The organism is Companilactobacillus nodensis DSM 19682 = JCM 14932 = NBRC 107160 (assembly GCF_000615905.1).
GTDB lineage: Bacteria > Bacillota > Bacilli > Lactobacillales > Lactobacillaceae > Companilactobacillus > Companilactobacillus nodensis.
Genome location: NZ_BAMN01000004.1, coordinates 67720 through 86891, shown reverse-complemented (window position 1 = coordinate 86891; position 19172 = coordinate 67720). Strand labels below are relative to the sequence as shown.

The 19172-nt window shown below is 38.8% G+C and carries 24 protein-coding genes, 1 other RNA gene and 1 other annotated feature; of the genes, 22 read left to right on the top strand and 3 right to left on the bottom strand.

The genetic code is table 11. From position 1 onward, the window contains the following. Positions 1–491 precede the first annotated feature (491 nt). From JCM14932_RS04065 to JCM14932_RS04055, 3 genes are read right to left on the bottom strand one after another with little or no spacing between them, the layout of a single operon-like run. On the bottom strand, positions 492–1832 hold the full coding sequence (locus tag JCM14932_RS04065) for a C1 family peptidase (protein ID WP_025023756.1): 1341 nt from the start codon (positions 1830–1832) through the stop codon (positions 492–494). A gap of 27 nt (positions 1833–1859) precedes the next feature. Continuing rightward, positions 1860–2549, bottom strand: a complete 690-nt coding sequence (gene rpiA, locus JCM14932_RS04060; protein WP_025023755.1) for a ribose-5-phosphate isomerase RpiA — start codon at positions 2547–2549, stop codon at positions 1860–1862. Then, positions 2550–2849: a GNAT family N-acetyltransferase gene (locus JCM14932_RS04055; protein ID WP_025023754.1), complete on the bottom strand. Its 300-nt coding sequence runs from the start codon at positions 2847–2849 to the stop codon at positions 2550–2552. Positions 2850–2982: 133 nt separating this feature from the next. Between JCM14932_RS04055 and JCM14932_RS04050 the strand changes: the two genes are divergently transcribed. From JCM14932_RS04050 to JCM14932_RS03955, 22 genes are all read left to right on the top strand, one after another. Continuing rightward, positions 2983–3525, top strand: coding sequence for a dCTP deaminase/dUTPase family protein (locus JCM14932_RS04050; RefSeq protein ID WP_025023753.1), 543 nt, complete (start codon positions 2983–2985; stop codon positions 3523–3525). A 24-nt stretch (positions 3526–3549) separates the two neighbouring features. Next, positions 3550–4920, top strand: a complete 1371-nt coding sequence (gene radA / locus JCM14932_RS04045) for a DNA repair protein RadA (protein ID WP_025023752.1) — start codon at positions 3550–3552, stop codon at positions 4918–4920. A 17-nt stretch (positions 4921–4937) separates the two neighbouring features. After that, entirely contained in the window at positions 4938–6188 is a 1251-nt protein-coding gene (locus JCM14932_RS04040; protein WP_025023751.1) for a PIN/TRAM domain-containing protein, read from the top strand. Further along, the gene (gltX, locus tag JCM14932_RS04035; RefSeq protein ID WP_025023750.1) at positions 6169–7665 is read left to right on the top strand and encodes a glutamate--tRNA ligase; all 1497 of its coding nucleotides are present in this window, start codon (positions 6169–6171) and stop codon (positions 7663–7665) included. Before JCM14932_RS04040 ends, gltX begins: the two co-directional genes overlap by 20 nt. A gap of 81 nt (positions 7666–7746) precedes the next feature. Next, the gene (gene cysS, locus JCM14932_RS04030) at positions 7747–9150 is read left to right on the top strand and encodes a cysteine--tRNA ligase (RefSeq protein WP_025023749.1); all 1404 of its coding nucleotides are present in this window, start codon (positions 7747–7749) and stop codon (positions 9148–9150) included. Continuing rightward, on the top strand, positions 9143–9556 hold the full coding sequence (locus tag JCM14932_RS04025) for a Mini-ribonuclease 3 (RefSeq protein ID WP_025023748.1): 414 nt from the start codon (positions 9143–9145) through the stop codon (positions 9554–9556). Before cysS ends, JCM14932_RS04025 begins: the two co-directional genes overlap by 8 nt. Beyond that, positions 9537–10334, top strand: a complete 798-nt coding sequence (gene rlmB, locus JCM14932_RS04020) for a 23S rRNA (guanosine(2251)-2'-O)-methyltransferase RlmB (RefSeq protein ID WP_025023747.1) — start codon at positions 9537–9539, stop codon at positions 10332–10334. Before JCM14932_RS04025 ends, rlmB begins: the two co-directional genes overlap by 20 nt. Before the next feature lie 192 nt (positions 10335–10526). After that, positions 10527–11081: a sigma-70 RNA polymerase sigma factor region 4 domain-containing protein gene (locus tag JCM14932_RS04015; protein ID WP_025023746.1), complete on the top strand. Its 555-nt coding sequence runs from the start codon at positions 10527–10529 to the stop codon at positions 11079–11081. A gap of 84 nt (positions 11082–11165) precedes the next feature. Further along, positions 11166–11315 carry a 50S ribosomal protein L33 gene (gene rpmG / locus JCM14932_RS16255; RefSeq protein ID WP_076613567.1) on the top strand — a complete coding sequence of 50 codons (150 nt, stop codon included), beginning with the start codon at positions 11166–11168 and terminating at the stop codon, positions 11313–11315. Positions 11316–11328: 13 nt separating this feature from the next. Continuing rightward, complete coding sequence (secE, locus tag JCM14932_RS04010; protein WP_025023745.1) at positions 11329–11517, top strand: preprotein translocase subunit SecE; 189 nt, start codon at positions 11329–11331, stop codon at positions 11515–11517. Between the two features lie 97 nt (positions 11518–11614). Continuing rightward, on the top strand, positions 11615–12154 hold the full coding sequence (gene nusG, locus JCM14932_RS04005; protein WP_025023744.1) for a transcription termination/antitermination protein NusG: 540 nt from the start codon (positions 11615–11617) through the stop codon (positions 12152–12154). A 125-nt stretch (positions 12155–12279) separates the two neighbouring features. Beyond that, on the top strand, positions 12280–12705 hold the full coding sequence (rplK, locus tag JCM14932_RS04000; protein ID WP_025023743.1) for a 50S ribosomal protein L11: 426 nt from the start codon (positions 12280–12282) through the stop codon (positions 12703–12705). A 90-nt stretch (positions 12706–12795) separates the two neighbouring features. Beyond that, entirely contained in the window at positions 12796–13476 is a 681-nt protein-coding gene (gene rplA, locus JCM14932_RS03995) for a 50S ribosomal protein L1 (RefSeq protein WP_025023742.1), read from the top strand. A gap of 30 nt (positions 13477–13506) precedes the next feature. Next, positions 13507–13624, top strand: a sequence feature (ribosomal protein L10 leader region). A 49-nt stretch (positions 13625–13673) separates the two neighbouring features. Then, entirely contained in the window at positions 13674–14180 is a 507-nt protein-coding gene (rplJ, locus tag JCM14932_RS03990) for a 50S ribosomal protein L10 (RefSeq protein ID WP_025023741.1), read from the top strand. A 33-nt stretch (positions 14181–14213) separates the two neighbouring features. Next, a complete protein-coding gene (rplL, locus tag JCM14932_RS03985) occupies positions 14214–14582 on the top strand; it encodes a 50S ribosomal protein L7/L12 (RefSeq protein ID WP_025023740.1) in 369 nt (122 codons plus the stop codon). Between the two features lie 91 nt (positions 14583–14673). After that, positions 14674–15276 (top strand): class I SAM-dependent methyltransferase, encoded by a 603-nt coding sequence (locus JCM14932_RS03980; protein ID WP_025023739.1) that lies wholly within the window; start codon positions 14674–14676, stop codon positions 15274–15276. A 4-nt stretch (positions 15277–15280) separates the two neighbouring features. After that, entirely contained in the window at positions 15281–15757 is a 477-nt protein-coding gene (locus tag JCM14932_RS03975) for a nucleoside deaminase (RefSeq protein WP_025023738.1), read from the top strand. Between the two features lie 43 nt (positions 15758–15800). Beyond that, positions 15801–15883, top strand: an RNA gene (gene ffs / locus JCM14932_RS16250) — signal recognition particle sRNA small type. 125 nt (positions 15884–16008) lie between these two features. After that, positions 16009–17736, top strand: a complete 1728-nt coding sequence (gene dnaX / locus JCM14932_RS03970; protein ID WP_025023737.1) for a DNA polymerase III subunit gamma/tau — start codon at positions 16009–16011, stop codon at positions 17734–17736. Positions 17737–17771: 35 nt separating this feature from the next. Continuing rightward, a complete protein-coding gene (locus JCM14932_RS03965; protein ID WP_304515674.1) occupies positions 17772–18080 on the top strand; it encodes a YbaB/EbfC family nucleoid-associated protein in 309 nt (102 codons plus the stop codon). A gap of 3 nt (positions 18081–18083) precedes the next feature. Next, the gene (recR, locus tag JCM14932_RS03960) at positions 18084–18683 is read left to right on the top strand and encodes a recombination mediator RecR (RefSeq protein WP_025023735.1); all 600 of its coding nucleotides are present in this window, start codon (positions 18084–18086) and stop codon (positions 18681–18683) included. 1 nt (position 18684) lies between these two features. Beyond that, positions 18685–18972 (top strand): YaaL family protein, encoded by a 288-nt coding sequence (locus tag JCM14932_RS03955; RefSeq protein ID WP_025023734.1) that lies wholly within the window; start codon positions 18685–18687, stop codon positions 18970–18972. Positions 18973–19172 lie beyond the last annotated feature (200 nt).

Here is a 19172-nt window from a genome sequence, read left to right as displayed (position 1 = left end):
TCTTATTATAATTTTCATTATAGGGTATTGGAGTAACTAAAAAAAGGAGTTGTATCACACTTAATATAATCAGGTGTAATACAATTCCTCTTTGGATACAGTTAAATATTTAAATTTTGAATTTAGTGTAACAATTCAGTATAGATAATAATAAAGTATTTTAAAGAACAAACTAGTCGGAAGAGTGAGAATAGTTATCCGCTGTGAAAGTAGTGTTATGGCTTTAGCCATTTACACTATCGGGCGTGTTTTGAGACTTACCGATTTTGGGTAAGTCTCTAAACCGAGGGTCGAGACCGCTTCTTAGGCTCGAACCGTCCCGCATAGCGGTGAATATTCTCACTCTGGAGACGGATATAGTTTTATACGTTTTCTAAAACGAGTTGCGAAAGCCAGATTCCTGCGCCTGCTACAGATAGTAAATGCACCAACTTCGTTGGCACCTTCACTATCTTAGGCAGTGCTCAGAATCTCCCGGCATTCTCCACTCTCTATGCTAATGCTCCCATTGGATCCCAAGGTGCAAGCACTGTAGGTTCTTGAGATTCTGCCTCGAAGGTCTTCTTCAAATCATCACTCAAGTATTTCTTGTTGATAACCAATTGGTAAACATATTGATCGAACCATGAATCACTCATTACGAAGTAACCCTTTGTTCCGACTTTTTCACCCCATGAGTTTTCAACCTTCCACTTGGTTGGCTTGCCGTTTTCGTCTAAGTCAACACCCGTTAGTACCATGGCATGTGTCATCATACTTTCGGTGTAATCTAGTCTTTCAGCTTTGGTCATTGATAGGTCAGTGTTGAATAGTCCTTCAACGTCATAGATATTTGTATCCATGATACCGATCTTACGATCAGAGCTTTGACCCACATCACTACCGAACCAAACAGCTTCGCCGTCTTGTAGTTGTTTAACAGCAAGGCTCTTGAAGTCATTGATTTCAAGGTTCAAGTGACGTACTTGGCGTCCACCAAGTACATTACCTAACATTTCAACTGTGTAGACATGGTTGTATGGCTTGTCAGCTGTTGGTGCATTGATAGTTGAGATGTAGCTGTCTAGGTCCCAGCCAACGTACTTCTTGAAGAATTCTTGAGGTGTGATGTCTGTTTCCTTGTGATAGTTCTTGTCATCATCACGGTAAGCCCAGTCGAATTTAGTAGGTGGTTCACCGACTGTGTATACCAAAATCTTGTAGATTTCACTAAGCATTTCATTCTTAACGCGTTCGATATCTTCTTCAGACTTTCCGGCATTAACTAAGTCACGTAAGGCGATAGCATTTTTACGTAATTTAGTATTAAGAACTGTATTTAGTTCTGATGATTTAGTTCTACTGTATGTATCTGGCATCACGCTCTTAGGAACGACACCGTATTTTGCAACAAGTGCCATGATCATATCCCATTGGCCACCATCTTGTTGCGGTGTTGTCATCAAAAAGTCGACCTTACGATCGCCAACTGGAAGAGCAGCAGTGTTGATAACATTTTCGTAGAAGAAGTTAGACTTCTCTAGTTTGTCCCAGAATAGCATGTAGCCTTCTGATAATTCGAAGCCCTTGATCTTGAACTTAGCTTGGATAGGGTGTCTCATAGTGTTCAAGGCAGCGAATACCCAGCATAGTCCTGATTGCTTTTGATCAGATACTGATCCAGTATCTAATTCAACTGAAAAAGTAGGGTCCATTGCGATTTTAGAAGCGATAGTCTCACTTGATTGTAAGATGCCGTTGTTAGCAACTGCGTTCTTGATAGCGGATGAACCTGGTGTTTGTTCAAAGGCTGTTTGAAATTTTTCTAGTTCTTTTGAAGTAATTTCCTTCATAAAATCTCTCCCTCATTTATTAGTGTATTAACGTACGTCCTTGATAACTTCTGGGCCATCGTCACGTCCGACGATAACTGTATTGACCAAGTCTAGGAATAGACCATGTGCAACAATACCCACTTGGTGATCTAACCATTCAGCGAGTAAGTGTGGGTGATTGATCTCGCCCATCTTCAAGTCGATGACATAGTTCTTATTGTGAGTTAATACTCGCTTACCATTGTCATCCAAACGGAACTCGGGATGCAACTCTTCTGCCTGTAGGTCGGCAAAAGTCTTCTCACAACCGAATGGAATTACTTCGAGTGGTAGTGGGAAACTGCCAAGTTTGTCAGCCATTTTTGATTGGTCTACGATCCAAATATTCTTGTGAGAGTTTGTGGCAACCATTTTTTCAAGTAGGTGAGCAGCACCGCCACCCTTAATACCTTGGAAATTCTTGTCGATTTGGTCAGCACCATCGATCGTTAGATCAATGTGATCAACATCATTTAGATCTTTCATGGGAATGCCAAGACCTTCAGCTTGTTTTTGAGAACGTGAAGATGTCGCAACACCAACGATATTCTTGATCTCACCAGCTTGGTATCTTTTGCCAAGTTCTTCGATCATGTAATAAACAGTTGAGCCAGTACCTAATCCAACTACTGTGTTACTTTCAATGAAGTCAACGGACTTAATGCCGACGGCTTTTTTCAATTCATCTTGATTCAATTAACGTTCCTCCTCTAAGAGCTTTTGGTAATTTTCGGTTAATAAATAACGGATCTCTGGTTTGTTCTTGAATGCAAATTTGGCATATTCACACACAGGAACAATTTTTAAATTTTTCCCGTCTGCATAATCCAAAACTTCATTGAGCAATTTGCCAGCAATACCTTGTCCACGATAATTTTCATTCACAAAGGTATGATCGATCGAAATAACACCATCTTTGACTGGTGAATAGGTTATTTCACCGACAAGTTCATCTTCTTCAATAAAAAAACGACCGTCTTCTTGTTTTATTTCCATAAACTACCTTCTCTCTAAATATATTTACCTCAATATTACCGTATTAATGGAAGAAAGTCAGTCGAATCAATAGTTTTATAATGGTTTAAATGCTATTATTTTAGTTATCTAATGATAATGGGAGAGTTTCGATTTGACAAAAAAACGTGGCTTTGAAATTGTAAAAAAATATCAAAATAAGGGTATTAATTTACCAGTTCGTCAGACTAAAAACGCTGCTGGATATGACATTGAGAGTGCGGAAGACTTTGTTGTACCATCAATGTGGAAATTCGGTGTTTTGAATGTTATCAAATTTATTTTTGGTAAAGGTAAAATTGACGATACAAAAACAAAAGAAATTCAAAAAAATATTAAACCAGTTTTAGTACCAACTGGTGTCAAAGCATATATGCAAGATGATGAAGTACTGATCATCGCTAGTCGTTCAAGTAATCCTTTGAAACGTGGACTATCGATCCCGAACGGAATCGGTGTGGTTGACGCTGACTACTATAATAATGAAGGTAATGAAGGAGAATTGTTTATTCAATTGATCAATTTCTTCCCATTCGACTACACGGTTAAGAAAGGTGAACGTCTGGCACAAGGTATTTTTATCAAGTATCTAACAACTGATGAAGATGAGGGCGGCTTGAAGAAACGCCAAGGTGGTTTCGGTTCATCCGGCATATAATGTATTTAGAAAGGAATTATTTTATTGGCTAAATCAAAATCAAAGTTTGTTTGTCAAAATTGTGGCTATGTTTCACCTAAGTATTTGGGACGTTGTCCTAACTGTGGTGCTTGGAATCAAATGGTTGAAGAAGTAGAACACGCTGAATCAGCTAAGGCTACTCCGAGTCGTAGAACTAGTGACTTGGACTCCAAACCGATCAAAATAAACGATGTATCATTCCAAAAAGAACCACGTGTCAAAACTGATCTATCAGAATTGAATCGTGTCCTTGGTGGTGGAATTGTCCCAGGTTCACTTGTCTTAATCGGTGGTGACCCTGGTATTGGTAAGTCAACACTATTGACACAAGTTGCCGGTCAGTTGCAAAAGACTGGTGGCAAAGTATTATATGTGTCAGGTGAAGAGAGTGCTTCACAGATCAAGATGCGTGCCGATCGCTTAGATGTCCATGGGGATGAATTATACATTTATCCTCAAACCGATATGAGCTATATTCGTGACACTATCAATAGCATGAACCCAGACTATTTGATCATTGATTCGATTCAAACAATGGACGAACCAGAGATCTCATCAGCCGTCGGAAGTATTTCACAAGTGCGTGAAGTAACGTCTGAATTGATGAATATTGCTAAGCAACAAAACATCACTGTGTTCGTTGTTGGACATGTTACTAAGGGCGGTGCAATCGCTGGTCCAAAAATATTGGAACATATGGTAGATACTGTTCTATACTTTGAGGGAGATACTCATCACAGTTATCGAATTTTACGTTCAGTTAAGAATCGTTTTGGTTCGACTAACGAGATTGGTATTTTTGAAATGCAGACGAAGGGATTAGTTGAAGTTGCTAATCCGTCCGAAATATTTCTTGAAGAACGTCTAAAAGACGCCAATGGTTCGGCGGTTGTTGTTTCTATGGAAGGAACACGTCCAATTTTGGTTGAAATTCAATCATTGATTACACCTACTATCTTCGGTAATGCTAAGCGTACAGCAACGGGATTAGATCACAATCGAGTGTCAGTTATTATGGCGGTCCTCGAAAAACGTGGTAATTTAATGCTTCAGAACCAAGATGCTTATTTGAAGTCAACCGGTGGTGTAAAATTAGATGAGCCAGCTATTGATTTGGCATTGGCAATGGCCATTGCATCCAGTTATAAAAATATTGGTATTCCTGCCACTGACTGTTTTGTTGGTGAAGTAGGGCTTACTGGTGAAGTACGCCGAGTCAACCGAATCGATCAGCGTGTTAATGAAGCTGAGAAACTTGGTTTCCAACGTATTTTTGTACCTAAGAATAACTTAGGTGATTGGACTAAGAATAATAAGATTCAAATCATTGGTGTAAGTACTGTTCTGGAAGCAATGAACAAAATATTTAACTAGGAGGTATATATTTATATATGCGAAAATATATTATTAATGCAGTCTTCGCATTGTTTGGCTTAGCAGTCGGCGTTACGCTGTTGCCAGCATTGTGGATCGTTGCAGGATTAGATAGTGTGCGTTTATTAAATAACGGCTATGTTAACGGACTTATTGGATTAATTATATTTTATTTACTGTCGTTCCTATTTATTAAACCCATCACGGATTTAAATACTAGAATCGAAAAATATCTGAATTCTCGTTCACCGGGTTGGATTATTTTTGGTTCAGTATTCTTAATTGGAGGATTGGTTTTAGCAAACATCATTTCGATTCCTTTCTATATGATGCATAATTGGTTTGCTAATATCATTCCGGTTATCTTGATGATAATTTTTGGATTCTTAGGTTTTCGAATGGGAACTAGTCGTCGTAATGATTGGAAGAGCTTTTCAATTACCAAGCGTAAGGCGACTGAACCAGAAGACAATAAGAAGGATATGGATTACGATGGTGAGATCATGCGTCGTTCATCCAAGAAAGACTTTTATCCATACAAGATCCTTGATACATCAGTTGTTATTGATGGACGTATCCATCAATTAGCACAGACAGGATTCCTCGAAGGTAAGATCATGGTTCCAGACTTCGTTGTTCACGAACTTCAGCTTATCTCTGATTCTAGTGACAATCAGAAGCGTGAACGTGGTCGCCGTGGACTTGATATCTTAAATGAGATGAAGATGGATACAACCATCAATATCGAGACAACTACACGTGATTATGATAATATTCCTGAAGTTGATATGAAATTACTTAAATTAGCCAAAGAAATAGGTGGCGCTGTTTTGACTAATGACTATAATTTAAGTAAGGTAAGTGAATTTCAGAACGTTCAAGTGCTTAACATCAATGAATTAGCTAAGGTTTTGAAACCGATGGTTTTGCCAGGCGAAACAATGACTGTTAAAGTAATTAAAGAGGGTACTGAACGAGAACAAGGTGTTGCATATCTAGAAGACGGTACAATGGTCGTTGTCGAAGATGGTAAGTACTTCATCGACAAGTCGGTTGATGTCGTTGTAACTAGTGCATTGCAAACCGATGCTGGTAAAATGATATTTGCTAAGCCTAAGCATTCAATGAATGGTATCCAAAGCAACACAGGTAACAATAGTAATAAGAAGAATAGTTCTAAAGAGAATTCAAATAATGCCAATAAGAATTCTAAGAACAATTCTAGAAATAAAAGGGGAGAACGTAGAAATGGCAAACAAGTCAGATAATAAAATTCGTGTGAGATATGCACCAAGTCCAACAGGACATTTACACATTGGTAATGCTAGAACAGCTATCTTCAATTACCTATTCGCAAGAAGTCACAAAGGTACTTTTGTAATCCGTATCGAAGATACAGATACAAAGCGTAACGTTGAAGGTGGAGAACAAAGTCAGCTAGAAAACCTTAAATGGTTAGGCGTTGACTGGGATGAAGGTCCAGATGTTGGTGGAGATTACGGTCCATATCGTCAATCAGAAAGAAAAGATATCTACCAAAAATACATCCAAGAATTGCTTGATAAAGGTCTAGCTTACGAATCATATCTGACTGAAGAACAGCTTACAAAGATGCGTGAAGAACAAGAAGCCAACGGTGAAATGCCTCATTATGAGTATGAATTTGCTGGTATGAGTGAAGAAGAAAAGGCAGCTAAGATTCAAGAAGCAAAAGATGCCGGATTGACTCCAGTTATCAGAATTCATGTTCCAAAGGGTAAGACTTACGAATGGGATGACATCGTTAAGAGTAAGGTTTCGATCGATTCAGATACGATCGGTGGAGACTGGGTTATCCAAAAACGTGATGGAATGCCAACATATAACTTTGCCGTTGTAATTGATGACCACTTGATGGAAATCAGTCATGTTCTTCGTGGTGATGACCACGTTGCCAACACTCCAAAACAATTGATGATCTATGAAGACCTAGGTTGGGAAGCTCCTAAGTTCGGTCACATGACACTTATCATCAATACTGAAACTGGTAAGAAGCTAAGTAAACGTGATGAATCTATCCTACAATTCATCGAACAATATCGTGCTTTGGGTTACTTACCAGAAGCTATGTTTAACTTCATTACACTACTAGGATGGTCACCAGTTGGTGAAGAAGAATTGTTCACTCGTAAGCAATTCATCAAGATCTTTGATGAACACCGTTTGAGCAAGTCACCTGCTAAGTTTGACCAAAAGAAACTAGAATGGGTCAACAACCAATACGTTAAGACTGCCGACGTTAGTGAAATCACTGACTTGGTACTCGAGAACCTTATCGAAGGCAAACGTATTCCAGCCGATCCAGATACAAACACTATTCAATGGGTAAGACACTTAACAGAATTATATATGCCACAAATGTCATATACACAACAAATCGTTGAACTATCAGACATCTTCTTCAATCAACCAGATGTCTTGACTGGTGATGAACAAAAAGAACTTGTTGATGACGATTCACGTAAGGCTATCGAAGACTTACGTGGTAAGTTAGAAAAACTTGACCGTTTCACAGCTACACAAATCATGGCTGCTATTCAAGGTGTTCGTGCTGATACTGGTGTTAAGGGTAGAAAACTCTACATGCCAGCCAGAATTGCTGCTACGCGTACAATGCATGGTCCAGCAATTGCCGAAGCTATTGAATTGATCGGTAAAGAAAAGTCATTAGCTAATATTGATAAGACACTGAGTCAAATGAAATAAAAATTACATATCTTAAAAAAGAGGTTGAAGGAAAACTTTTGTTTTGCCTCAATCTCTTTTTTCTTGTAGAAAGGAGAATATATGCTCAAAATATTCAACACACTAACACGTGAAAAAGAAGAATTTAAACCACTAAACCCAGGCGAGGTTCACATGTATGTCTGTGGTCCGACTGTCTACAATTACATTCATATTGGTAATGCACGTTCCATCGTAGCTTTTGATACGGTGCGTCGCTACCTTGAATATTTAGGATATAAAGTTAAGTTTGTTTCCAACTTTACTGATGTTGATGACAAGATGATCAAAGAAGCTAACCGTGAGAATATCACTGTGCCAGAAGTAGCTGATAAGTTCATCAAGGCCTTCTTCGAAGACATTGATAAGTTAAATGTTCAACGTGCCACAGTCAATCCACGTGCAACTGAGAATATCAAAGAAATCGTTGATTTCATCGCTGACTTAGTTGATAAAGATTATGCATATGAGTCAGATGGGGATGTTTTCTACCGTGCTCGTAAGTTCAAACATTATGGTGAATTGTCAGATCAAAATATCGATCAATTAGTTCAAGGTGCTAGTGAACACGTTGGTGAGACTGAGTTCGATAAGAAGCAAGATCCAATCGATTTTGCTCTATGGAAAAAAGCCAAGCCAGGTGAGATTAAATGGGATTCACCTTGGGGTGAAGGTCGTCCCGGCTGGCATATTGAATGTTCAGTTATGTCGACTAAGTATCTCGGTGATACGTTTGATATTCACGGTGGTGGGCAAGATCTTGAATTCCCTCATCATGAGAATGAAATTGCTCAAAGTGAAGCTAAGACTGGCAAGAAGTTTGTTAATTATTGGATGCACAATGGCTTTGTCACAGTTGAAAATAATGAGAAGATGAGCAAGTCACTGGGCAACTTCGTCACGGTTCATGACATGGTCAAGGATATTGATCCACAAGTGCTGAGATTCTTCTTGTCTTCAACTCATTATCGTCGACCACTAGAATATTCGAAGTCTAACTTGCAAAAGGCTGCTGACAATTATGAAAGAATTAAGACAGCCTATAATAATTTGAGTTTCAGATTAGACAATGCTGATGGTCCTGCTGACGATGTTAAGTCAGAGGTAGATGCCATTGCTGACAAGTTTAAGACGGCTATGAATGATGATTTCAACGTTCAGAATGGAATAACTGAGATTTTTGAACTCGTTACATTGGCCAACAACTATAGTGCACAGGACAGCGTTAATGCTGACAGTGCTCAATATATTTTGAAGCAATTAGCAAGTTTATCAGGTATACTTGGAATTCAATTCGGTGAAAAAGAAGATTTGTCTGAAGAAATTCAAGCAATGGTCGAAAAACGTGATCAAGCTCGTGCCGACAAGGACTTTGCAACGAGTGATGAATTGCGCGATAAATTAAAGGAAATGGGAGTTATCTTGGAAGATACTCCACAAGGAACACGGTGGCATATAGATGGTTAAGATCGAACAATTAAACGGTGTGACATTGGCTTATTTGGGAGATGCTGTTTACGAAGTATTCATTCGTGAGCATCTGTTAGACTTAGATATCACCAAGGTCAACCAGTTACAAAACAAGGCGACACATTATGTTTCAGCCAAGGCACAAGCGGCTTTGATCACATTAATGATGGATGAGAATGCCTTATCAGAAGATGAAATCCGTATCTACAAGAACGGACGTAATGCTAAGAAATATACTAAGGCTAAAAATACAAGTGTTGTGACATATCATATGTCCACAGGCTTTGAAGCACTATTTGGTTATTTGGACGTCAGTGGGCAAAAAGACCGTGTAGCCGAACTTGCACAATGGTGTATCGACAAAGTAGAATCGGGGGAAACTGATGCAGAAGAATTCAAATAATAAGCGCGATAACGATAACGATCGTGATAATGATGATGAAGTAGAATTAATTTTTGGACATCATTCAGTAGTTGAACTATTGAAATCACCAACAGCTGGTCAACGTGTGAATAAGGTCTTGGTTCAAAAAGGACTTAAGAGCGCTCATATTGGTGAGGTCATCGAACTTGCCAAGCGTAGTAAGCTGATTGTTCAAGAAGTTCCTAAGAATAAGTTGGACGATATTAGTAATGGCGGTAATCATCAAGGGATGGCCGCATATATTGCTCCATATCAATATGCAGAATTAGATGATATTTTCAAGGCAGCTAAGAAGAAAAATGAAGATCCTTTTATTTTGATCTTGGATAGAATTGAAGATCCACATAACTTGGGTTCGATCCTAAGAACCGCCGATGCGGTCGGTGTACACGGAATTATTGTTCCTAAGCACCGTTCTACTGGATTGACTTCAGTTGTCGCTAAGACTTCAACAGGTGCCATTGAACACGTTCCTGTTGTCCGTGTGACTAACTTAGTTAATACGATCAATGATCTTAGGAAAGAAAATGTCTGGGTCTTTGGAACAGCTATGGAAGGTGACAATTACCGTACTTGGAATGCCAAGGGTGCAGTCGCACTTGTAATTGGTAATGAGGGTAAGGGAGTTTCACCACTAGTTCTCAAACAAGTTGATCAAACCTTGAGTATACCAATGGTTGGTCACGTTCAAAGTTTGAATGCCAGTGTTGCGACAGGTGTCTTGTTGTACCAAGCATTTGCTTCACGACACGCATAATTATAGAAAAGGATTTCATCAATTGATAACTGATGAAGTCCTTTTTTGGTATAAGAATGTTTTCATAGATAAAAATTGTAATTATCAAACGAAGTTTTTGTAAACAAATGTTCGCTATAAAACGGCATACGATACGTGATAATTTTAAATAGGAAAACCATTCTAAATAAATTATGAATGGGGCCCAAAAATATGAATGATCTAGAAATTAAACTTATAAAGTCGGTAAAGGAGGATAAGGATTCACCCGCATTGAAGTCGTTGGTTGACCGATATCGACCGATGATCGAGAATATGTATGGCCAGTACAAAATTGGTTTATATGATCAGAATGACTGGTACCAAGAAGCATTAATCATTTGTTATGCCACATGTAGTATCTTTGACGGAGCAAGTGGTTCCAAATTTGGCAGCTTCTTTAAACTTAAATTTAAAAATCATATTATTGATATTGTCAGAAAAGAAAATACCGTTAAACGGCAGGCCAATCAATTGGCGTGTTCTTACGAACAAATAATAAATGAGGAAAATTCTGATGAATTCGTTAGAAACTATGTTCATTTACTAGATACTTCGAGTCGACTGGAACAGGCGGTCGCAGAGCTGAGCAAACTGGAATTGATTGCATTACAATTTTTATTAGGAGAAATAAAAATGCAGATGGCGTGCGATATTGCCATGTGTGATTCCAGACAATTGAATCGTGCTATCAACAGGTGTAGACTCAAAATCGTGGAGTATTTATAATTTGTCATCTGTTTGTCATGGACTTTTGTGCTTTTAAAATCTATAATGTATGAGATATAAACTGCATAGAATGTGGAGAAACTCATGGGATTAAGAAAAGTAGCATTAGCTTGTAGCGTTTGTGGATCAAGAAATTACACGATTTCTGAGAATCCGAACCGTACAGAACGCCTCGAAGTTAAAAAATTTTGTAAGCATTGTGGTAAGCACACATTGCATAAAGAAACACGCTAATCTGGAGGACTAAATGAAATTATTTAAATTTTTTGGTAGTGTAAAAAAAGAAATGAAATTGGTTGTTTGGCCTACTGCAAAGGAAAACAGACGTGATACATGGACTGTTGTTGCTACATCTTTGATGTATGCTATTTTCTTCGCCGCTGTTGATTGGGGACTAGTAACATTGCTCCAACAATTTGTAATGGGAAGCAAATAAGATTGTAAGTATACAGATAATTTGATATTATTTGAGTAACGAAAGAAAACTTCGACCTTTGTTCGAGGTTTTTTTATTTTGATTTTTGGAGGAAATTATGGCTGAAGCTGGCGACAAACAATGGTATGTCTTGCATACCTACTCAGGATACGAAAATAAAGTTAAGGAAAATTTGGAATCACGTGCCTCATCAATGGGTATGGAAGACTATATTTTCAGAGCAGTAGTACCTGAAGAAGAAGAAACAGAAACAAAAAATGGTAAACAAAAGACAGAAATGAAAAAGACTTTCCCAGGATACGTATTAGTTGAAATGGTTATGAGTGACGAATCATGGTTCGTTGTTCGTAATACACCTGGTGTTACAGGATTTGTTGGAAGTCACGGTTCAGGAAGTAAGCCGGCACCATTATTACCAGAAGAAATCGATCATATTCTTGATGACCTTGGTATCAGCGTCAAAGCTGGTAATGACTTCGAAGTTGGTGAAAACGTAACTATTGTTAACGGACCATTCGCCAACATGACAGGTAAGGTTACTGAAATTGACGAAGATCATGACAAGATCAAGGTTGACGTTGATATGTTTGGCCGTATGACTAGTGCTGAAGTTGATTTCAGCGATGTACAAAAATAATAAATTATATTGATAAAGGGTAAGATCCGTGCTACTATAATACGGTATGTTTTTTGAACATACATGTGGGAGAGAAAATTTAAATTCTCAATATGACCACATCACGGATTAAGGAGGTATGCACCGTGGCTAAAAAAGTTGCTAACGTAGTAAAATTACAAATTCCTGCTGGACAGGCTACTCCAGCTCCACCAGTTGGTCCTGCTTTAGGACAAGCTGGTATTAACATTGTTGCCTTTACAAAGGACTTCAATGCTCGTACAGCAGATCAACAAGGAATGATCATTCCAGTTGTTATCTCTGTATACGAAGATCGTTCATTCGATTTCGTTACAAAGACACCACCTGCAGCAGTTCTTTTGAAGAAGGCTGCTGGCGTTGAAAAAGGCTCTGGCGAACCTAACAAGAACAAGGTTGCCACTGTCTCAAACGACCAAGTTCGCGAAATTGCTGAAACCAAGATGAAAGACCTAAACGCTGCAAGTGTTGAATCTGCAATGCGTATGGTTGCTGGTACTGCAAGAAGTATGGGCTTTACAGTAGAAGACTAGACAATAAGCAGTTTACAGGAATATGAAAGTATTCTTAACAAGTGGGAGGGGAAAATCCCCAATAGACCACAAAGCAAGGAGGAACTTAGCATGGCTAAGCATGGAAAAAAATATATTGAAGCTATGAAGCAAGTGGATAAGGATAAGACTTACACTGCTACAGAAGCTGCTGAATTACTTAAAAAAGTAAATTACGCAAAATTTGACGCAACTGTTGAGGTTGCTATTAACTTGGACGTAGATCCAAAACAAGCTGATCAACAAATTCGTGGTGCCCTTGTTCTACCTAACGGAACAGGTAAATCACAAAAGGTTATCGTTTTTGCTGAAGGTGCACAAGCTAAAGAAGCTGAAGCTGCTGGTGCTGACATCGTCGGTTCTGATGATCTTGTTGAAAAGATCCAAGACGGCTGGTTGGACTTTGATGTTGCTGTTGCAACACCACCAATGATGGCTAAAGTTGGACGTTTAGGTCGTGTACTTGGACCTAAAGGTTTGATGCCTAACCCTAAGACAGGTACTGTAACAATGGATGTTACAAAGGCTGTTAATGATATCAAGGCTGGACAAGTTACTTACCGTGTAGATCCTAACGGATTGATTCACGCACCTATTGGTAAGTTGTCATTCGATACTGACAAGATTGCTGCTAACTTTGACGCATTCTACGAAACTATCGCAAAGGCACGTCCTGCATCATTAAAGGGTAACTATATTGTTAGTGTTAATATGACATCAACATTTGGCCCTGGTCTAAAAATCAACGCTTAATGTTGACTAATAACCAAAATAATGATAATGTACAATAGTTGATTTCTACCGAAGACTCAGGTGATGTGAATCTTAATATCCTGCCGAGGCCAGAAGATTGTTAATTAATCTCTGTGTCTTTCGGGCGCAGAGATTTTTATTTTTAAGCCGAAATTTGTAGAATTAACTAAAATAAATTGTGGAGGTGAAACGTAATAATGAAGCAAGAAAAACTATCACAAAAAGAAGCACTCGTTACAGAAGTTGCTGCTAATCTTAAAGGCGCTAAGTCAGTTATCGTTGTTGATTACTTAGGTCTTACAGTTGAACAAGCTACTGCTATGCGTGCTGAATTACGTGAGCAAGGTGCTACTATGCAAGTTATCAAGAACACTGTCTTGAGACGTGCAGCAGAAGAAGCTGGACTAGAAGGTCTAGAAGAATTCTTCGTTGGCCCAACAGCTATCGCTTATTCTGAGGAAGATCCAGTTGCACCTGCTAAAGTTGCTGCTAAGTATGCTAAAGATGTTGAATCCGTTGAAATCAAGGGTGGAATCATCGAAGGCAAAGCTGCTACACTTGAAGAAATTCAAGCACTTGCAACACTACCAAACAGAGATGGCTTGCTATCTATGTTGGTATCTGTATTACAAGCTCCAGTTCGCGACTTCGCATTGGCTGTTAAAGCTGTTGCTGAAAAGAAAGACGACGAACCAGCTGCTTAATTAAAAAACAAACATAATTCGGAGGACATTAAAATGGCTTTAGATACACAAAAGATTATCGATGATTTAAAAGATGCTTCAATTCTAGAACTTAACGACCTTGTTAAGGCTATCGAAGAAGAATTTGACGTTACAGCTGCTGCTCCTGTTGCTGCAGGTGCTGCTGCTGGTGGCGACGATGCTGCTGAAAAGGATTCATTTGATGTTGAACTTACAGAAGCAGGTCAAGAAAAGGTTAAGGTTATCAAGGAAGTTCGTGGTATCACAGGACTTGGCTTGAAAGACTCAAAAGACCTAGTTGACGGCGCTCCTAAGGTTATCAAGGAAGGCGTTGCTAAGGCTGACGCTGAAGATATGAAGACAAAACTTGAAGCTGTTGGCGCAACAGTTACATTGAAGTAATAACCTTTTATAAGTTTATTATGATAAAATTAATCCTCGTAAGAGGATTTTTTTTTACCCTCATTTTTGCTTTTTTAGAAAGGAAACAAATATGGCTAACCAATATTTTGAAAATTCAGATGATCTGGAACATGAACTAAAAGATTTTAATTTTACTTTGAGAAATAATAATTTAACTTTTACATCAGATGCAGGAGTGTTTTCGCGACAAACAGTTGATTACGGTTCACGTGTCTTGATCGAAGCAATCAGCTTTGATGAGGTTCCGGCAGGGAATATTCTAGACGTTGGCTGTGGATATGGTCCCATCGGATTATCTCTCGCCAAGGAACAAACAGGTCGTTCAGTTGATATGACAGATGTTAACTTACGTGCGATGGATCTCGCAAAGAAAAATGCTGAAACAAATCGAATTAAGAACGTAAATGTTTTTGAATCGAATATGTATGAAAAAATTTCTGACAAGTATGCTTTGGTTATTTCTAATCCACCTATTAGAGCAGGTAAGAATGTTGTTTCAGGAATTATCAGTGGGGCAAAGGAGCACTTAGTTGCTAACGGTGAATTATGGATTGTTATCCAAAAGAAACAAGGGGCTCCTTCAGCTAAAAAATTGATGGATGCAACATATGGTAACGTGGAAATCGTTACTCGTGAAAAAGGTTATTATATTTTGAGAAGTAAGTTGGTTTAGTTATATGATTTTTTCGGAAGAACAAATAAACAATTACATGGATCAGGCAATTGGAGAGGCTCTGCAAGCAAAAGAGCGTGCGGAAGTTCCCATTGGCTGTGTTATTGTCGATAATCAAACGGGTGAGGTTATTGGTCGCGGATCTAATGAACGTGAAGAGACCCAAGATGCAATCAAACATGCGGAGATCATTGCCATTGAGCAGGCTTGTAAGGCGGTTGGCAGTTGGCGCCTGGAACATACTAGTTTGTTCGTTACACTGGAACCTTGTCCAATGTGTGCCGGTGCTATCATCAATAGTCGGATCGAAGAAGTTATTTTTGGTGCCAGCGATCCTAAGGCTGGATCAGTTGGATCAATTGTTAATTTGCTGACCGAGACGCGCTACAATCACCAGCCAGAAGTCCTAGCCAATGTTAAGGAACAAGAGACTGGAGACTTGTTACGTAATTTCTTTAGAGAAATCCGCCGTAAAAAGTAGCATTCATTCGAGATTTATAGTATTATAGTTAGTGCCGAAAGGCCTTAGGGCAATGGTGCTCTTGTGAATCGTGTCAGGTTCGGAAGAAAGCAGCACTAAGTGAGTTGTACCATGTGCCTTTTGTTATGTATATTAGCCTCCTAATCTTAATTGATTAGGAGTTTTTTTATTTGGAGAGTGGAAGAGAAACGGTCAGACAAAGTTGTTTTTTGTGGTAAAATTTAAGTACTGTGTTAAAGCAAGGAGGAAATATGGCATATCAAGCACTATATCGAGTTTGGCGTCCCCAAACTTTTTCGGATGTAATTGGTCAAGGCGTTATCACGCAGACCTTACGTAATGCGGTCGCAAGTAATATGACCAGTCATGCCTATTTATTCAGTGGACCACGTGGTACTGGTAAGACTTCTTGTGCCAAGATTTTGGCGAAGGCTGTTAACTGCTTGAATCCACATGATGGTGAACCTTGTAATGAGTGCGAGATCTGCAAGGCAGCTAATGAGAATCGTTTGAATGATGTGATCGAGATCGATGCCGCTTCTAATAACGGTGTTGAAGAGATTCGTGATATTCGTGACAAAGTAAAATATGCTCCAACTGAAGCTAAATTCAAAGTTTATATCATTGATGAAGTTCATATGCTTTCTCAAGGTGCATTCAATGCGCTTCTAAAAACACTCGAAGAACCACCGGCTAATGTTATGTTCATCTTGGCTACTACGGAACCACAAAAAATTCCGGCAACGATTATTTCTAGAACACAGAGTTTTACTTTTAGAAGAATCTCACGTCAGGATATTTTGGAACGTATGACTTACATCTTGGATGATAAGAATGTTAAGTATGATGAAGAAGCCCTAAACATTATTGCGGCTTCAGCTGAAGGTGGAATGCGTGACGCTTTGAGTATTTTGGATCAAGCCTTATCATATGGTGATGATGAGTTGACCTTAAAGAACGCTCAAGAAGTTACTGGTGCATTGAGTAATGAGCAGATCGTATCTTATATGACAGCCATTGCTGAAAACAGACCGGCTGATGCGTTGACTAGTTTGTATCAGATTCTTGCTAGTGGTCGTTCAGCAATGCGTTTTACCGAGATGATCATTCGTGTCTGTCGTAATTTGATTTTGTACAATTCTAATTCTGATCTATCTCAACAGATGGATAAGTCAGTTATGACGGATGAATTATTGGCGATTGCTGACAAGTTTGATAATACGAGATTGTTTTATATTGTTGATCAAGTCAGTGCCACGCAGAAGAATCTGAAAAATTCTAATCAGACGGATGTTTATATGGAAATCCTGACTGTGAAGATCAGTGAACCTAAGGTTGAGCAGAAGATATCTGCTGTACCAAATCAAGAACCTGTGGAAACTCCGGTTGATAACCAACGTGTTGATCAATTGGGGGACGAGGTTGCTAGTCTAAAACAAGAGATCAAGCAGTTATCAAATCAACCACAAGTCCAAAATAATGGTAATCAACAAACAGTTACCAAACCTAAACGTAATAATAAAAAGGGTACCCACCTCAACAAGACAGCAATTTATCAAGTTTTGGAAAGTGCTACGAAGAATGATCTTAATACAGCCAAGGATATTTGGCCTGATTTGATGAGTATGTTATCAATCACACAACGTTCGATCATGAGTATTTCTGAACCAGTTGCGGCTTCTGAAGCAGGAATTGTTGTCGCATTCGACTATGAAATGTGGTTTGAAACAGCTCAAGATGGTTTCTTAGATGAATTGACTAACAATGTTGGCAAGTTATTGAAGAAAGATTGCCAGGTTGTCTTGGTTCCAAAGGCACAATGGCCACAAATTCGTAAAGAATACATTGCAAATAATATTGATTCTGGTAATAGTAAAAATGTAAAATCTAAGTCAGAACAGAAACAAACTGATCCTACTGTCGATGAAGCTATGAAGTTGTTCGGCAACGATGGTGTGGTTGAAGTTAAAGACGATTAAAAGGAGAAATAGTTATGAGTAAAGGAATGCCAAATATGGGTGGAATGGGCGGAAACATGGCCAATATCATGCGCCAAGCCCAAAAGATGCAAAAAGAAGTTGCTGCTGCTCAAGAACAATTAAGCCAAACAGATTATGAAGGACATTCAGTTGACGACTTTGCAATTGTTAAAATGAATGGTGATAAAAAAATATTAGATATTAAAATCGATGAAAAGATTATTGACCCTGACGATCCTGATACATTGCAAGATATGCTTATCGATGCATTGAATGATGGTATGGCTAAGGTCGACAAAGATAAAGATGCTAAGTTAGGTAAATACACAAACGGGATGATGTAATCAATGAGATATCCAGAGCCAATTTCAAAATTAATTGATAGTTATATGATGTTGCCAGGAATCGGTCGCAAAACAGCGACAAGAATGGCATTCTTTACATTGGGCATGGATAAGAGTCAAGTGCAAGAATTTGCCGACAATCTCATGTCTGCTAAGAACGATTTGAAGTTCTGTAAGATCTGTGGAAATATTACGACAGATGAAGTTTGTTCGATCTGTACTGACAAGAATCGCGACCAATCAACGATCCTTGTTGTAGAGCAACCAAAAGATATAATGTCACTAGATGATATGAACAGCTACAATGGTTTGTATCACGTGTTGGGTGGAGTATTATCTCCAGTTGATGGCGTTGGTCCGGAAGACTTGAACATCAAACTACTGCTTAATCGCTTGCGTGAAAACAGCAAAGTTCAAGAATTGATTATTGCTACGAATGCAACTCCAGAAGGAGAAGCAACAGCGCAATACTTAGCCAAACTGGTAAAACCGGCAGGTATAAAAGTAACTAGATTAGCGCATGGATTAGCCGTTGGCTCTGACATTGAATATGCCGACGAAATGACTCTGAAGAGTGCCGTTCTAGGTCGCAGGGAGATCTAACATGTTTGGTAGAAAAAAAGCTAGTGTTGAAAAGATCGAAAATGATCGATTGATGGATAGCATTCATGGCATACAGCAACAAATCAGTAATGCACAGCATCTGATGAACAATTCGCTCGAAGTTTCCGATGAAGCACGACTGAATTTGAGAATAGATCGGGCCAAGTATCAGTTCTTGTACTTAGAAGCCAGACGCCGCAAGGCTCAGGCCAAACATACGACTGATATTATTTTTGGTGATGAAGATACATTTTTGAAGCAACCAAGTCGGGCTGAGAAGCATTGGTAGAGAGTGGAAAAGTGACGGTAAACCATGAGCATTACCTAGGATAAGTGATAATGCGGTTTTGGCATTCTCACTTATCCGTAGTAAGCGCAGTGGTTTGTCACTTTGCAACTCGTTTTAGAACCACAAACCAACAAACAAAGTCGTTACCTACAAAAGTAGATAACGGCTTTTTCAATACATGTTTACCCAAACAACAATAT

Bases quoted from the DNA above. Each gene is read 5' to 3' on its own strand.
- JCM14932_RS04065 (WP_025023756.1), bottom strand. From the start codon at position 1,832: ATGAAGGAAATTACTTCAAAAGAACTAGAAAAATTTCAAACAGCCTTT.
- JCM14932_RS04055 (WP_025023754.1), bottom strand. From the start codon at position 2,849: ATGGAAATAAAACAAGAAGACGGTCGTTTTTTTATTGAAGAAGATGAA.
- JCM14932_RS04040 (WP_025023751.1), top strand. From the start codon at position 4,938: ATGCGAAAATATATTATTAATGCAGTCTTCGCATTGTTTGGCTTAGCA.
- gltX (WP_025023750.1), top strand. From the start codon at position 6,169: ATGGCAAACAAGTCAGATAATAAAATTCGTGTGAGATATGCACCAAGT.
- cysS (WP_025023749.1), top strand. From the start codon at position 7,747: ATGCTCAAAATATTCAACACACTAACACGTGAAAAAGAAGAATTTAAA.
- JCM14932_RS04025 (WP_025023748.1), top strand. From the start codon at position 9,143: ATGGTTAAGATCGAACAATTAAACGGTGTGACATTGGCTTATTTGGGA.
- rlmB (WP_025023747.1), top strand. From the start codon at position 9,537: ATGCAGAAGAATTCAAATAATAAGCGCGATAACGATAACGATCGTGAT.
- JCM14932_RS04015 (WP_025023746.1), top strand. From the start codon at position 10,527: ATGAATGATCTAGAAATTAAACTTATAAAGTCGGTAAAGGAGGATAAG.
- rpmG (WP_076613567.1), top strand. From the start codon at position 11,166: ATGGGATTAAGAAAAGTAGCATTAGCTTGTAGCGTTTGTGGATCAAGA.
- secE (WP_025023745.1), top strand. From the start codon at position 11,329: ATGAAATTATTTAAATTTTTTGGTAGTGTAAAAAAAGAAATGAAATTG.
- nusG (WP_025023744.1), top strand. From the start codon at position 11,615: ATGGCTGAAGCTGGCGACAAACAATGGTATGTCTTGCATACCTACTCA.
- rplA (WP_025023742.1), top strand. From the start codon at position 12,796: ATGGCTAAGCATGGAAAAAAATATATTGAAGCTATGAAGCAAGTGGAT.
- rplJ (WP_025023741.1), top strand. From the start codon at position 13,674: ATGAAGCAAGAAAAACTATCACAAAAAGAAGCACTCGTTACAGAAGTT.
- rplL (WP_025023740.1), top strand. From the start codon at position 14,214: ATGGCTTTAGATACACAAAAGATTATCGATGATTTAAAAGATGCTTCA.
- JCM14932_RS03980 (WP_025023739.1), top strand. From the start codon at position 14,674: ATGGCTAACCAATATTTTGAAAATTCAGATGATCTGGAACATGAACTA.
- JCM14932_RS03975 (WP_025023738.1), top strand. From the start codon at position 15,281: ATGATTTTTTCGGAAGAACAAATAAACAATTACATGGATCAGGCAATT.
- dnaX (WP_025023737.1), top strand. From the start codon at position 16,009: ATGGCATATCAAGCACTATATCGAGTTTGGCGTCCCCAAACTTTTTCG.
- JCM14932_RS03965 (WP_304515674.1), top strand. From the start codon at position 17,772: ATGGGTGGAATGGGCGGAAACATGGCCAATATCATGCGCCAAGCCCAA.
- recR (WP_025023735.1), top strand. From the start codon at position 18,084: ATGAGATATCCAGAGCCAATTTCAAAATTAATTGATAGTTATATGATG.
- JCM14932_RS03955 (WP_025023734.1), top strand. From the start codon at position 18,685: ATGTTTGGTAGAAAAAAAGCTAGTGTTGAAAAGATCGAAAATGATCGA.